Origin of the sequence: Devosia sp. Leaf420 (genome assembly GCF_001425445.1) — a bacterium.
In the GTDB taxonomy this organism is placed as follows: domain Bacteria; phylum Pseudomonadota; class Alphaproteobacteria; order Rhizobiales; family Devosiaceae; genus Devosia.
In genome coordinates this window covers 105,164-118,937 of the sequence record NZ_LMQU01000013.1, presented here as the reverse complement: position 1 = coordinate 118,937, position 13,774 = coordinate 105,164, and the positions used below count along the sequence as shown (strand labels likewise).

General features: G+C 61.4%; 10 protein-coding genes. 6 read left to right on the top strand and 4 right to left on the bottom strand.

Annotated features, from left to right (window positions below; all coding sequences use genetic code 11):
* Positions 1 to 37 precede the first annotated feature (37 nt).
* Positions 38 to 535, top strand: a complete 498-nt coding sequence (locus tag ASG47_RS16440) for an SspB family protein (RefSeq protein WP_061911024.1) — start codon at positions 38 to 40, stop codon at positions 533 to 535.
* 13 nt (positions 536 to 548) lie between these two features.
* The gene (locus tag ASG47_RS16435; protein ID WP_061911022.1) at positions 549 to 773 is read left to right on the top strand and encodes a ribbon-helix-helix domain-containing protein; all 225 of its coding nucleotides are present in this window, start codon (positions 549 to 551) and stop codon (positions 771 to 773) included.
* On the opposite strand, the gene ASG47_RS16430 is transcribed toward ASG47_RS16435, so the two are convergent.
* Positions 754 to 4,371 (bottom strand): AsmA family protein, encoded by a 3,618-nt coding sequence (locus ASG47_RS16430; RefSeq protein WP_061911020.1) that lies wholly within the window; start codon positions 4,369 to 4,371, stop codon positions 754 to 756. The two genes, ASG47_RS16435 and ASG47_RS16430, sit on opposite strands and share 20 nt — an antisense overlap.
* A 168-nt stretch (positions 4,372 to 4,539) precedes the next feature.
* Positions 4,540 to 6,714 carry an esterase-like activity of phytase family protein gene (locus ASG47_RS16425; protein WP_061911018.1) on the bottom strand — a complete coding sequence of 725 codons (2,175 nt, stop codon included), beginning with the start codon at positions 6,712 to 6,714 and terminating at the stop codon, positions 4,540 to 4,542.
* A 193-nt stretch (positions 6,715 to 6,907) separates the two neighbouring features.
* Between ASG47_RS16425 and ASG47_RS16420 the strand changes: the two genes are divergently transcribed.
* From ASG47_RS16420 to ASG47_RS16410, 3 genes are all read left to right on the top strand, one after another.
* Positions 6,908 to 9,241, top strand: a complete 2,334-nt coding sequence (locus ASG47_RS16420; RefSeq protein ID WP_061911016.1) for an ATP-dependent helicase — start codon at positions 6,908 to 6,910, stop codon at positions 9,239 to 9,241.
* Positions 9,242 to 9,299: 58 nt separating this feature from the next.
* Entirely contained in the window at positions 9,300 to 9,617 is a 318-nt protein-coding gene (locus tag ASG47_RS16415) for a heavy metal-binding domain-containing protein (RefSeq protein WP_061911014.1), read from the top strand.
* 66 nt (positions 9,618 to 9,683) lie between these two features.
* A complete protein-coding gene (locus ASG47_RS16410) occupies positions 9,684 to 10,553 on the top strand; it encodes a 50S ribosomal protein L11 methyltransferase (RefSeq protein WP_061911012.1) in 870 nt (289 codons plus the stop codon).
* 392 nt (positions 10,554 to 10,945) lie between these two features.
* Here the strand turns inward: ASG47_RS16410 and ASG47_RS21215 are convergent, their stop codons facing one another.
* Positions 10,946 to 11,080 carry a hypothetical protein gene (locus ASG47_RS21215; RefSeq protein WP_274532532.1) on the bottom strand — a complete coding sequence of 45 codons (135 nt, stop codon included), beginning with the start codon at positions 11,078 to 11,080 and terminating at the stop codon, positions 10,946 to 10,948.
* 106 nt (positions 11,081 to 11,186) lie between these two features.
* Between ASG47_RS21215 and ASG47_RS16405 the strand changes: the two genes are divergently transcribed.
* A complete protein-coding gene (locus tag ASG47_RS16405; RefSeq protein ID WP_061911010.1) occupies positions 11,187 to 13,001 on the top strand; it encodes an aminopeptidase P family protein in 1,815 nt (604 codons plus the stop codon).
* 234 nt (positions 13,002 to 13,235) lie between these two features.
* Here the strand turns inward: ASG47_RS16405 and ASG47_RS16400 are convergent, their stop codons facing one another.
* Positions 13,236 to 13,730: a hypothetical protein gene (locus ASG47_RS16400; protein WP_156464144.1), complete on the bottom strand. Its 495-nt coding sequence runs from the start codon at positions 13,728 to 13,730 to the stop codon at positions 13,236 to 13,238.
* Positions 13,731 to 13,774: the final 44 nt, after the last annotated feature.

The following is a 13,774-nucleotide window of genomic DNA, read 5'->3' as shown; positions in this document are numbered from 1 at the left end:
CGGGATTCTCCTGGGCAGCGACGCGTTAGGAAGTAAAATGGCCGAAGACCACATGCGATATGACATTCTCGCTCAGGAAGCCCTGCGCGGCGTCGTGCGCAAGGTCCTTGCCGAAGTCTCCCGCACCGGTCTGCCCGGCGAGCACCATTTCTTCATTTCCTTTGCGACCCGCGCGCCCGGCGTACGCCTCAGCGAGAAACTGCTGACCCAGTACGACAAGGAAATGACCATCGTGCTGCAAAACCAGTATTGGGACCTCAAGGTCACCGAAACGGGTTTTGAAGTCGGCCTCAGCTTTGACGGTATTCCCGAAACGCTGGTTATCCCCTTTGCTGCCATCAAGGGCTTTTTCGACCCCTCGGTGCAGTTCGGCCTGCAGTTCGACCCGGCCACCGCCCCGCGCGAAGATGGCTCGGTCGAGGACGAAGCCGATGCCAAGGCAGAGCGCGCCGAACGCGGCGAAGGCGAAGCCGAGGGCGCCGAACAGACCGGTGAAAAGGTCGTCAGCCTCGACGCCTTCCGCAAAAAGCCCTGATATCTAGCCGAAGATGCAGAAGCGCTCCTTCTCCATCGCCGGCCACCGCACCTCCATCGCGCTTGAGGCCGAATTTTGGACGGCCTTCGAAGAGATTGCGTCGCACCGCAAGCTGAGCCTTGCTGCGCTCGTGCGCGAAATCGACGAGACGCGAGAGGCGGCGAACCTCTCCTCCGTTATAAGGCTCCATATTCTGCGCTGGTATCGGGACCGCGCCGCTACTGCGCCGGCTGATTGACCGGACTGCCGCTGAAAATGTTGGGCCGGAAGGTCAGATCGAGTGGCTGGCTCGGCGTCGTTGTTTCCGGCGTCATGCTGAAGGGCGGGACCGGATTTGTCGGCGTGGTCTGCGGCTGCTGTGATTCCTGCGCCTGACGCGCCGCTTCTTCGGCGGCAGCCCTTGCAGCCGCTTCCGCCGCAGCCTGACGGCGCTGTTCCTCGATCAAACGATTGCGCGCTTCGGCTGCCTCGCGTTGGCGCGCTTCGTCTTCGAGGCGCAGAGCCTCAAGCCGATCGACTTCCAACTCATTGGCCCGCACCTGAATTGCTGCAACAAGTTCGCTCGTGTCCACGGTGACCACCGGGGCCGGCAGCGTGCCGCTCAGGCGGGCGATGACGCGCGCGGCGTCGTTCTCGATCAGACCGGATGGGTCGGTGAAGTTGAGCGGGGTCAAAACGAAGCTGCCGTTGAGCCCGAGGGTTTCGAGCGCCATATCGACGCCACCCGCGAGGCGCGCATTGGTACCGTCGACGATGAGATTGGCAAGGCGCACCGTGCCACCGGCAATTGTAAACGCCGTGGTGGCGGTAGACGCGGTGAAGGAGCCCTGCCCGAGCGACTGATCGATGAGAATGTTGAGCGCGTCAGCGTCGATATTGAGGACATCAGTCAATTGGGAGAGCGCGGGATAAACGCCGGGATTGAGGCGATCGGCCGAGAAGCCGGCGACGGTGAAGTTTCCTTCGCCGGCGAGGCCTGCCATCACATCAGCAAGCGACGCGCCGGAACCTTCGAAACTGGTGCTCGCGGTCAAGCGCCCGGCAATGCCCGCAGTCGTCGCAGCGGGCGCAATGGCTTTGACATCGACATTGTCGAGCGAAAGGCGGCCGGTGATGGTGCGATCGGTCAGGGGGCCGGCACAGCATTGGGAGAGAGCGGCCGTAACCGTGCCACCGCCGATCGACCCGGTGAGGTTGGAAATCGCCAGGTTCTGCTGATCCCAAGTCAGATCGAAAGCCGCATTGGCGAGCGACGCGTCGCCGAGGGTGATGGCACCGGATGTAATCGCGATATTGCCCCGGCTTGGTCGCGTTGATGTCGCCACCGCAAGCGGACCATCAGGCCATACACCGCTACCGGGCACGAGAGCCGCAGGGGAAAACAGCGCGGCGGCTAGACCTTGGCCCGAGAGGTTATCGAACTTCAGCGCGCCATCGACACTCATGCGCTGCGCAACCTGCGTCAGGGTAAGGTCACCCGAAAAGGCTGAACCCGTGCTGGAGCCGGCAATGCCTGAAATCGTGAGCTTCTGGAGGCCGGTAAAGGTGACACCGGCACTTGCTTCCATGCCGCCAAGCCCGACGCCGGTGGCGCCGACAAGGGCAGCAAGACCCGAACTATCGCTGAGCGATGCATCGATCGTTCCTGCCCCGCTCAACTCGCCTGACGGCAAGGCGGACACCGAACCGGCATAGGCCAGCATTTCCTCGCCGTGACTGAGCGATACCCGCGCGTCATAGGCGCCGGCTTGGTTGCGCTGGGCATATAGGCTGACAAAGGCAGGGCCATCCGTTGCAAAGAGCGGTACATCGGCGCCGAGGAGTTGGTCGGACAGCGCTGTGCCATCGGTGGCATCGAGCGAGCCGATGATGCGGCTGGGCGCGGTTGAATTGGCATCAAAGTCGAGCGAGAGATCGAGCTTGCCGGCGCCGGCATCGCCATTGAGCGTCAGTCGCTGACTGCCGGCCTCATCGCCCGCAGCCAGGACAAAATCGAGCGCGGCAGGCGCGGAGCGGCCGATGTTGGGGCGCCAGGACGCCGGAACATTGAGATAGGAATAGAGCGCGTCGAGCGCTGGAGCTGTGGCCTCGGACACATCGACATGACCCGATCCGGTCAGCGATGGCGCGGTGAGCGTGCCGGCGAGGTCGCCTTTGGCATCCACCGCGACGCCGCCGAGATCGCTGCTGACGAGTTTAGAGAAACTGATGCCAGTCGGCGACCACGCGCCTTCGGCGACGAGATCGGATGCTTGAAGGCCCAAGACCCGGATGGTTTGTGTATCGAGCGAAAAGCTGCCTTCGGGGAAACTGATGGCAAAGGTGCGATCTGTACTGGGATCGGGCAGCAAGGCACCGAGGATAGCGCTGTCGCCCTGCCCCAGATCGTCGAGGCGGCCGACGAGATCAAGCCGGGGCTCGGTGCCGAAACCGAGGCGGATTTCGAGCGCATGGGTCTTGCCGTTGAGCGCGAGACGGCCATGCGAGAAACCGAGGGCGTCGCCAGCGAGCATGACCTGACCGGTCAGCTCGGCCGGCACGTTAAAGAGCGGCGTATTTTCTTCGGGCTTGCGCCAAAGCTGGCTCAAGGCATCGAGGCGCTGCGTGGCGAGGCTAAGATCGCCGTTGAAACCAACGACGCCATTATCGTTGCGCAGCGCGCCCGACAGATTGAGCTTGGAATTGCCGGGCAATTCGGCCTGCGCGCGGGCAATGGTCCAGATCGTGCCATTGGTGCTCGCGTCGATCCGCACATTGCGCAAAGCCGTGCCGCGAAGGCCGATCTCGGCAAGGTCGATCCCGACTTCGCCAGGGATGGGCGGCAGCGGTGGCGCGGGCAATTCGCCCAGGAGCCGCACCAGCTCATAGGGCATCTGGCTGCCGTCTTCATCGGCATCGCGCGGCGGAAGCGTGAAAGCGCCGCCCGAGACCACCGCTTCGAACGTATTGCGCGCGCCAAGCTGGATGCTGGCCGCGCCGGTGAGACGCATGCCCGCCCGGTTTTCATCGAGCATGAGCGTATAGCCATTGAGAACGACGCGGTCCGTCGAGGCAGTAACCTTGCTCTCGAGCACGAGATTGCCGCGGATTTGCTCGGCATTTTCCGCGACTGGCGGCGCCTGCTTCAAGACCATCGTGCCATCGAACTTTGGCGCGACGCTGGCCGTAAGGGCGCCATCGAGGGTCAGCGATGTACCTGCAGCGCCATCGGATATGAAAGCGGAGACGCGAGCGGAGCCAGATTCGTCGACGGCGGCGCTATTGAGCCTCAAGCTATAGGACGCACCGTCGTGGCTGGCATTGCCCTGGAACTGGAAAGGGCCGGCAAAACTTGCCAACCGCAAATCGCCGGTGATGCTGGAAAGGACATAGCTATCGCCGGAGCGCTTATCGGTCAGCGTCATGCGGCCGCCCTCGATCCGGGCCTGTTCGAGCGCAACGCCATCGCCTGCGCCCGATAGGTCGATGCCGCTGACAAGAAGACCGCTCTCGTCGAGCGCCAGATCGATGGACGGGTTCTTCAGCGTCAGCGCCGAGAGATTATATTGGTCGCGGAGAAATTCCATGAGCCCGAATTGGGCTTCGACGCTGCCGATGGTGGCAACAGGCTTATCGGCGGGGCCGATGACGACATCCGAAAAGGCGAGGCGCGGCGCAGGCAGCAGCGCAAAATCGATATCGCCGCGGATCGTCACTTCGGTGCCGAAGACGCCTTCGGCAAGCATTTCCATGCGATCGCGATAATCGCCCCAATGAATGAAGCGCGGCACGATGAAGGCACCGGCAAGCGCCAGGATCAGGACCAGACCAACGATGATGTAGATGCGGTTGAGCACGGCTTTTCGGACTGCCTGTCAGATTCCCGCGGGAAGTGTAGGCACTTACCGCCCTTGTGCAAGTGGAGGTGCCACAAATCCGACAGGTGAATCCAGAGCGCGCGTGCCCGCTCCCGCACAAATGATGCTGGCCGGGCCATTGCCCGGCCATTTGAGTGCGGCCAGTGCTTACTGGAGATCGATGGACCAGAAGAAGGTCTCGCCTGAGGAGTCGTCGGTGCCGTCATTGTCGGTGATGACAAAGCCCTTGCCGGTCGAGTCCACGGCAAAGCTTTCGACCTTGTCGACGACATAGCCATTGTTGGAAGCGAGGTCCGGGATCAGGTCGCGAACCAGTTCCTTAGTGACGACTGGCAGTTCGCCGCCGAGTTCGGCACCGACGAGGTCGGCAACCGGCACGCGGTAGATGGCCTTGAGGCCAGCCTTGTCGGCAATCTGGTTGTCGCGTTCGACGACATAAGCATAGTCACCATAGACGGTGATTTCGCTGAGGCCAACCCAGACACCTTCCGGCGCGGCTTCGAGCGGATAGCGGACCGCAGCCCATTCCTTGGTGGCCGGGGTGTAGGACAGGAGCTTCACGAAGCCCTTCTCGTCGTCGCCCCATTCGCGCTGGACCGCGACCCAGAGGGTCAGGTCGTCGCCCGAACCGATGGCGGCAACGCCCTCGGCGCCAAAGCGCTTCTGGCCGGCGAGGAGATCGACCGGGAAGCCGACTTCCGCCTGAATGGCGCCTTCGGCATCGACATGGATCAGCCCATGGGGCACAAGCTTGTCGCTATCGCCTTCATTGGCGAGCCAGAAACCACCTTCGCCGTCGAGCGTGATGCCTTCAAGATCGAGCTTCTGGGCCGTTTCGCCCTTGCGGGCGATGACGGTCTTCTTGACGATGCGGGCCGGCTGGGCGGTCGCGTCGATTTCGTAGATCGCCGGTTCGCCGTAAAGCACGCTATCGCTGACGGCATAGAGAATGCCGGGCTTTTCAGCATCGGCAACGGCGCCGGAAATGGCGGCCCAGCCAATCGGGTGACCGTCTGCGTCGAGATCAGAGATAAGCTGCGGATAGGCGGGTTCGCCTTCGCCGAGCTCATAGATCATGACATGCGAGCCGGCGAGACCATCTTCCCGCAGATCGGCTTCATTGGCCGTGGCAAAAAGGTTGCGTTCCGGAATGGCGACTAGGCCCTCGGGAGAAATGCCCGAGGGGACGGACTGGACGAATTCAGGCTCGGCGCCGGTGTCCTTGTAGATCGCGATCAGCGAGGAGCGTTCTTCGGCGATGAAGATATATTTGGTTTCGCCAAAGGTTGCGACTTCGAGGCCTTCGGGCTCGACACCCTTCTTGTTGCGGAAGTCGGGATAGTGGCCGAGCTGAGCGGCATTGACGTCGAGCGCATTGCCCGAGTCGAAGGCGATCGAACCATCGCGATTGAAGATGGTGAAGCCGCGCGAGCCGCCATTCCAATCGCCCTCATTGGCGATGATCAGGCGATCATTGTCGAGCCATTTGACAGCATCGGGCTCCCGAGGAACGACCTTAAGATCGGCGGAGAAATCGATCTTGCCATCGTTCTTGGTATCGACGCCGGCAACACCGGTTTCGCCCGCTTCGAAGCCGCCAGTGACGGTGGCCGTCTTGGCGTCGACTATGACGACGTAATTGTTTTCCTGCATGGTGACGGCGACTTCGTCATTGTCGTTGAACGACACGAATTCGGCCTCGGCATCTTCCGGCGCGATTTTCGAGAGGCCGGTGAGCTCAACTTTCTTGATGCCGGCTTCGGTGACGGCGCCGTTATCCAGCGCGACGAGGGTCAGGTAGCCCGAAGGGGCTTGCGGGATAGCGCCGTCGTTCACGTCTTCATCGCGCTCGTTTTCGATGGCGATGGCAAGGATGGTGTTGTCCTTGTTGTGGGCGATGGAATCCGGCTGGCCGCCGAGCTCGAATTCGCCATCGACGGACTGGCCGGCGATATCGACGACAACGAGCTTGCCGGACGGTTCAGTGAAGGATTCCGACGTGTTGACGGCCACATAGGCCTTGCCGCCGATGACGGTGACGGAGGTGGGCTCGCCGCCCATGTCCAGATAGCCGGCTTGCTTGGGGGCCTTGGCGTCGGTGATATCGACAAAGCCGATGCCGCCATTGGGGCTATCGGAATAGATCAGCGTCATGCCGTCGTCGGTGGCGGTGATGATTTCGGCCGAGGTGGCTTCGGCTTCGGGCGCATTGAGCGCAACCGGGAAGCTCGAAACGCGATTGAAGTATTCGGCGGCGTGCGCGCCGGCTGTCGAAAGCAGCAGCGCTGCGGTCAGCGCGCCAAGATGCTTGGAAGCATGCATTTGCGGGTCCCCTATAAGATGCCCGCTCCGCTTATGGTCGGCGCAAAACAAAGCCATGACGGGCTTGTGACGTTTGGGTGACGATCCCGGCTTCTATACATGGACGCCTTGCATCCCTATATTGCGACGAGAACAAAATGAGATTCGTCAAGCTCGCCGCGCTGCCCCCTGCGACGGTCTGAAAGATTTGCCCATGGTCGAACCCGCCCCTCTGCCCCGCCCCGCCGGCGGGCCGATCACCAGTCAATTGAACCGGCAAGTGCCGGATTATCTGCGCGGGCTGAACCCCGAGCAGAAAGACGCGGTGATGACGACCGAGGGGCCGCTGCTGGTGCTGGCAGGAGCGGGCACGGGCAAGACGCGCGTGCTGACGACGCGCATTGCGCATATTCTCAACCAGCGGATGGCTTGGGAAAGCCAGATTCTGGCGGTGACCTTCACCAACAAGGCCGCCAGCGAGATGAAGAAGCGCATCCACGAATTTGTGCCCAATTTCGAGGGCCTGCCATGGATGGGGACCTTTCACTCGGTTTCGGCGCGCATTTTGCGAGCGCATGCCGAACTGGTCGACCTCAAGCCGCAGTTCACCATTCTCGATACCGACGACCAGATCCGGCTGATCAAGCAGCTTCTGGCGGCGGACAATATCGACGAAAAGCGTTGGCCGGCGCGGCAATTTGCCAACATGCTCGACGGCTGGAAGAACCGCGGCTGGCTGCCCAAGGACGTTCCGGCTTCGGAAAGCGGCTACTTCGCCAATGGCAAGGGCGGGCAGCTTTATTACGATTACCAGGCGCGGCTGAAGACGCTGAACGCCACCGATTTCGGCGATCTGCTGCTCGAATGTATCCGGCTGTTCCTCGAAAATCCGGAAGTGCTCGCCGAATATCACCGCAAATTCAAATACATGCTGGTGGACGAATATCAGGACAGCAACACGGCGCAGTATCTTTGGCTGCGATTGCTAGCGCAGGGGAAGCCGGCACCGGAGGCCAATATTTGCGTCGTCGGCGACGATGACCAATCGATCTACGGCTGGCGCGGGGCGGAAGTGGACAATATCCTTCGCTTCGAAAAGGATTTTCCGGGCGCCAAGGTCATCAAGCTCGAGCGCAATTATCGCTCGACAGCCAATATCCTGAAAGCTGCCTCGACCCTGATCGCCTTCAACGAAGACCGGCTGGGCAAGACGCTCCACACGGATATCGCCGAAGCGGGCGAGACAATCTCGTTCACGCAAGTCTATGATTCCGAAGAGGAAGCGCGGACGGTTGGCGAAGAGATCGAGCAGTATCAGCGGGCCGGCGAGCCGCTCAATTCCATGGCGATCCTGGTGCGCGCCTCGTTCCAGATGCGTGAGCTTGAAGAGCGGTTCATCACGCTCGGGCTGAACTATCGCGTCGTCGGCGGTCCGCGCTTTTATGAGCGCAAGGAAATCCGCGATGCGCTGGCTTACCTGCGGCTTGTCGCGCAGCCAGCGGACGATCTGGCGTTTGAGCGCATCATCAATGTTCCAAAGCGCGGGCTTGGCGATACGACCGTTAAGACGCTGATGGAAACGGCGCGCCATCAAAACGTGTCCCTTCTCTCGGCCACGCGCATGCTGACCGAAACCGAGGAGCTGAAACCCAAGCAGCGGACGACGCTGCGGGGCCTTGTGGATCAATTCGACAATTGGGCCTATCGCGCGGAAAACCTGGCGCCCTATCAGCTCGTCGAGCAGATCCTCGAAGAAAGCGGCTATATGGATATGCTGGCCGCCGACAAATCGGCGGAATCGCAGGGGCGCAAGGAAAACCTCAAGGAACTCAGCCGCTCGATGGAAGAATTCGAGAGCCTTGGCGGCTTTCTCGAACATATCTCCCTCGTCATGGATCGCGACAGCGCCGAGGCGAGCGATGCCGTCACCATCATGACGCTGCATTCGGCCAAGGGCCTGGAATTCAACACGGTTTTCCTCACCGGCTGGGAAGAAGGCACGTTTCCGAGCCAGCGCTCGATGGACGAAAACGGCCGCGCCGGGCTCGAGGAAGAGCGGCGGCTGGCTTATGTCGGCATTACCCGCGGCCGGAAGCGTGTACGGATTTCGGCGGCGCAGAACAGGCGCATCCATGGGCTTTGGCAATCGGCAATGCCCTCGCGTTTCGTCGATGAGTTGCCACCTGACGCCGTTACAGTCACCGACCGTGGCTCGGCCTATGGCGGTTATGGCTATGGCGGCGGGGCGACATCGCGGTTCAACAAGGCTGATCCGTTCGAAAGCCTTTACGAAACGCCGGGCTGGCAGCGGGCGCGGGCCAATCAGGCCAATCGCAAGGGCGGCGGGCCGATGACGATCGAGGGCGAACTGGTTGCGCGGTCTGTCGATCTTGGTGGGCAATCAAGCGGCTATACGGTTGGCGAGCGGGTGTTCCACCTCAAGTTCGGCTATGGCGACGTGAAAAGCGTCGAGGGCAATAAGCTGACCATCGAATTCGAAAAGGCCGGGATGAAGAAGGTGCTCGAAAGCTTCGTGCAAAAGGGCTGAGCCCATTGCAGGCCGGACCACCCTTCCCCATCTGACATCAATTCAGATGGAGGACCGCATGATCATCTCGACCACACCGACGCTCGAAGGCCAGCCGATCCGCGAATATCTCGGGGTCGCGACCGGCGAAGTCATCGTCGGCGCCAATATTTTCAAGGACTTGTTCGCCGGCATCCGCGACATCGTCGGTGGCCGCGCGGGCGCCTATGAGTCGACCTTGCGCAGTGCGCGCCAGGAAGCTTTCCGCGAACTCGAGGCCGAGGCAAAGCGGCTGGGCGGCAATGCCGTGGTTGGTGTCGATATCGATTATGAAGTCGTCGGCCAGAACGGCTCGATGCTGATGGTTTCCATCTCGGGCACTGCGGTTCGCGTCTGATCCGTCAGGATTGACTCGGCCGCTTGGCTGCAGCAACTAGGCGGAAAGAATAAAGGAAACAGCACCATGTCCGTCGATCAGCTATCCGCGACGCTCACCAAGGAACAGGCCTATGCGCTTGTCGATGCCGTGATGGAGCGGGACGATCTGGCGCTCACGGCATCCGCGCATGAGATCGAAGACACCGGCGAATGGGTGTTCGAGGCCACCTGCGACAGCCCGCCAGACGTCGAGGCTTTCGGGCGGCTGGCCGAGATGGTGCTGGGCGGGACGGTCGACTTCTCGGTCGACCCAATCGATCCAGAAATCAACTGGGTTGCCAAGTCCTTGGAAGGTTTGGCGCCAGTGATCGCGGGCGGCTTTTATGTCTATGGCAGCCATGAGACGGCGCCGATTCCCGAAGGCCTGATCCCGATGAAAATCGATGCGGCTCAGGCCTTTGGCACGGGGCATCATGAGACGACGACGGGGTGTCTCGAAGCCATCGAAATGCTCCTGGCGCATACGACGCCCAAGGCGATGATCGACATCGGCACGGGCACCGGCGTGCTGGCGATTGCGCTTGCCAAGCGGCTGGGCGGGAAAATCCTCGCAACCGATATCGATCCGATCGCGGTGACGACGACCATTGAAAATGCTCAGGAAAATGGTGTTGGCGACAATATCGACTCGATCGAGGCGACCGGGCTCGACCATGTCGAAATCGCCGCGCGCGCGCCTTATGATCTGATCGTCGCCAATATTCTGGCCGGTCCGCTGACCGAGCTGGCGCCCGGCGTCGGCGGCATTGCGCAATCGGGTGGGACGGCGATTCTATCGGGGATTTTGAACACGCAGGCCGATGGCGTCATCGCTGCCTATGAGCTTGCGGGGTTCCATCTGGTGGATCACCTCAAGCGCAAGGACTGGACGACATTGGTGCTGCAAAAGCGCTGAAACTGGTAGCATTCCGCTAACATCGAGGGCGCTTCGGCGCCCTTTTCGTTATGTGGCTGCGCAGAGGCAAACCCCAGAAAAGCAAAATCCCCGAAGCGGACTTCGGGGATCGAAACGATCGTCGTTTGGTACGAGCTGCCGTTATGGGCGCTTGGTAACAGCGCCGATCAGCTGGTGCTGCATGCGGTAGCTAACCTGGCGAGATGCTTCGCGACCACGAGCGTCAATCAGACCACCCAGTGCGTTGCGGAAACCATTCTTGCTCTCAGTCATCTTTCACTCCATGCGACGAGAGGTCTATTGCCTATCGTCTGGTAGCTTTTTACTCAATTCCGGCGAGGTGTGTTAGGGGGCTAGCGACAGACCTGCCATGCCGATCATGCAGGGCACGATTAACGGCCGTTTACCCTATCCCGGTTCTTGCCATAATCGCGCTCGAACTGCGCCACATAGCGCTCCGCGCGACGCGCCCGGCCCTCGACCAGGGCAGTGAGTGCGCGGGTAAAGAGATTGTCGGGCTTGCTCATTTTCGTCTCCATCATTCTATAGCTAAGATAGGAAACAAGACGGTGGCGACCACCGACAATCCGACAACAGAGCCATGCCGGGAGCGCACCCGGCTGAGGTATATCCATGACCACTTCCGCCTTCCCGCCCGCCAAATTCCAGAGCTTTGACGAAAAGTCCGACCCGAGCCAGGTGGCGCCACGGCTAGCGGCGCTGCGCCAGGCGATGAAGGCGGCGGGCGTCGACTATTTCCTCGTGCCCCGCGCCGATGCGCATCGCGGAGAATCGGTGCCGGCCAGCGAAGCGCGGCTGGCCTATCTGACGGGTTTCACCGGCTCTGCCGGTTTGGCGCTGGTGGGCACCAAGGACGCGCATCTCTTCGTCGATAGCCGCTACACGCTGCAGGCACCGGCGCAGACTGACGCCGCACTGGTGAACGTGCATGAAGTGGCTTCGCTGGCCATCGACGCCAAGGACTATGTGAAGAAGGATAGCATCGTCGCCTATGACCCGTGGCTGCATACGCCGGGCGAGGTGCGCGACCTCACCGAAAAGCTGAAGGGCCATGCCAAGGTCGTGGCGCATGACAATTTGATCGATGTCGTCTGGGACGATCGCCCTGCCCCACCTGCTGGCCAGATCGAGATTCTGGGCCACAATCGGGCCGGGAAATCGGCTGCTGACAAGATCGCGGACTTGCAGAAGACGCTGAGCGACGATGGCGCTGATGCGGTGGTGTTCACCCTGCCCGAATCCATCTGCTGGCTGTTCAACATTCGCGGCCGCGATGTACCCAATACGCCATTCGTCCTTGGCTTTGCCGTGGTGCCGAAAAAGGGGGAGCCGACGCTGTTTCTCGATCCGGCCAAGGTGACGCCGGAACTGGAAAATGCGCTCGATGGCATCGCGGAAATCGAACCGGCAAAGAAGCTGACCAAGACGCTCGAAAAGCTTGGCAAGAATGGCAAGGCCGTACTGGTCGATCCGGCTTCGGCGCCGATTGCCATCGCCGATACGCTTAGGGATGCCGGCGCTCAACTGATCGAAAAACGCGATCCCGTCCTGCTGCCCAAATCGCGCAAGAACGAGGCGGAGCTGGCCGGGATGCGCGAGGCGCATAAGCTTGATGGCGTGGCGCTTGCCAAGTTCCTGCACTGGTTCGACAGCGAAGCGCCGAAGGGCGAACTGACCGAAATCGGCATCGTGACGGCGCTCGAAGCGTTCCGGCGCGAAGAGGAAAGCTGCGTCGATGCGAGTTTTGACACGATTTCCGGCGCTGGACCGAACGGCGCCATCGTCCATTATCGTGTTTCGACCAAGACCGACCGGCGGCTCAATGCCGGTGAGATTATGCTGGTCGATAGTGGCGCGCAGTATCTCTCGGGCACGACCGATATAACGCGGACGCTCTTCACCGGCTCCGCGACCGCCGAGCAGAAGGACCGCTATACGCGCGTGCTCAAGGGCATGATCGCGATCTCGATGGCGCGCTTTCCCAGGGGCACGAGCGGCGCGCAGATCGATGTGCTGGCGCGGCAGTTTTTGTGGGCCGATGGCGTGAGCTATAGCCACGGGACAGGCCATGGGGTCGGCGCTTATCTCGGGGTTCATGAGGGCCCGGTGGGCATTTCCTCGCGCTATACGCTGCCGATCGAGGTGGGCAATGTGCTTTCCAACGAGCCGGGTTATTACAAGGCGGGTGAGTACGGCATCCGCATCGAGAACCTGATCGTGGTCAAGGAATCGGACTTTGCCGGTTTTTTGGAATTCGAAACGCTGACGCTGGCGCCGATAGATAAGCGGTTAATCGATTTGAGCCTGCTGACGGATGCGGAGCGGGCTTGGCTCAATGCGTTTCACCAGCAGATTTGGGCGGAGATTGGGCCGAGGGTTACGGGTGACGTGAAAGCTTGGCTGGAAGAGGCGATCGCGGCGATTTGAGGGGTTTCTAACTCACGCACCGGTTTTCCCTCGGGCGTGACCCGAGGGTCTCTCGCGCAGGCTCAAACGTTTGTGGCTCCCGCACTGGCCCTCGGGTCGAGCCCGAGGGAAGAATGGTGAGTGGGGAGAGGTGTGCTCTGGGGCACGGGCATCGTGGCTCACTCACCCCCTCCCGGCCTCCCCCGTCGAGGGGGAGGTGTTGGGCCGGTGGGTGAAACAATCGCAAGCCAGACGTCACATAGCATAGGGGTCGGCGGCGAGTGCCCAGCTGAGGAGCCAGGGGACTTCGCTGCCCAGTGAGGCGACGTCGTCGACTTTCCAGATTCCACTCTCTTCGACGAGGGAAACCGACAAGAGGCGGGGCTGATCGAAATTGTGGTAGGTGACCGTCACAACGGCGCGGTCATCGAGGCGCATCGGCTCGCTGATGACGAGATCGAAGAGCAGCGCGTTATCGTCGGGTAGAAACGGATTGAAATTGGGGTCGGCGACCGGCTCCAGCTCGCTGCTCAAGGCGGGGGTCGCCCCGGTCCCCGTATCGGCCGCCAATTGCGCGATGCCTTTGAGGCGCTCCGAGTAGTGGACTGTCGGATCGCCCTTGGCGGCGCCCGGTTTGTAGCCATCGTAGATCGCCTGAACCAAAGCCTTAGGATCGGCATAGGTCTCTTCGGCCATGGCGGATTGGGCCATCGGCGCCAGGATGATCAACAGGGAGAGAATCGCTCTCATCGTGCCCTCGAGAAATGAACGAGGACACGATTGCTTGGCGCTGG

Excerpts from the sequence above, each read along its gene's own strand:
- ASG47_RS16440 (WP_061911024.1), top strand. The coding sequence starts at position 38 with ATGGCCGAAGACCACATGCGATATGACATTCTCGCTCAGGAAGCCCTG.
- ASG47_RS16435 (WP_061911022.1), top strand. The coding sequence starts at position 549 with ATGCAGAAGCGCTCCTTCTCCATCGCCGGCCACCGCACCTCCATCGCG.
- ASG47_RS16425 (WP_061911018.1), bottom strand. The coding sequence starts at position 6,714 with ATGCATGCTTCCAAGCATCTTGGCGCGCTGACCGCAGCGCTGCTGCTT.
- ASG47_RS16420 (WP_061911016.1), top strand. The coding sequence starts at position 6,908 with ATGGTCGAACCCGCCCCTCTGCCCCGCCCCGCCGGCGGGCCGATCACC.
- ASG47_RS16415 (WP_061911014.1), top strand. The coding sequence starts at position 9,300 with ATGATCATCTCGACCACACCGACGCTCGAAGGCCAGCCGATCCGCGAA.
- ASG47_RS16410 (WP_061911012.1), top strand. The coding sequence starts at position 9,684 with ATGTCCGTCGATCAGCTATCCGCGACGCTCACCAAGGAACAGGCCTAT.
- ASG47_RS21215 (WP_274532532.1), bottom strand. The coding sequence starts at position 11,080 with ATGAGCAAGCCCGACAATCTCTTTACCCGCGCACTCACTGCCCTGGTC.
- ASG47_RS16405 (WP_061911010.1), top strand. The coding sequence starts at position 11,187 with ATGACCACTTCCGCCTTCCCGCCCGCCAAATTCCAGAGCTTTGACGAA.
- ASG47_RS16400 (WP_156464144.1), bottom strand. The coding sequence starts at position 13,730 with ATGAGAGCGATTCTCTCCCTGTTGATCATCCTGGCGCCGATGGCCCAA.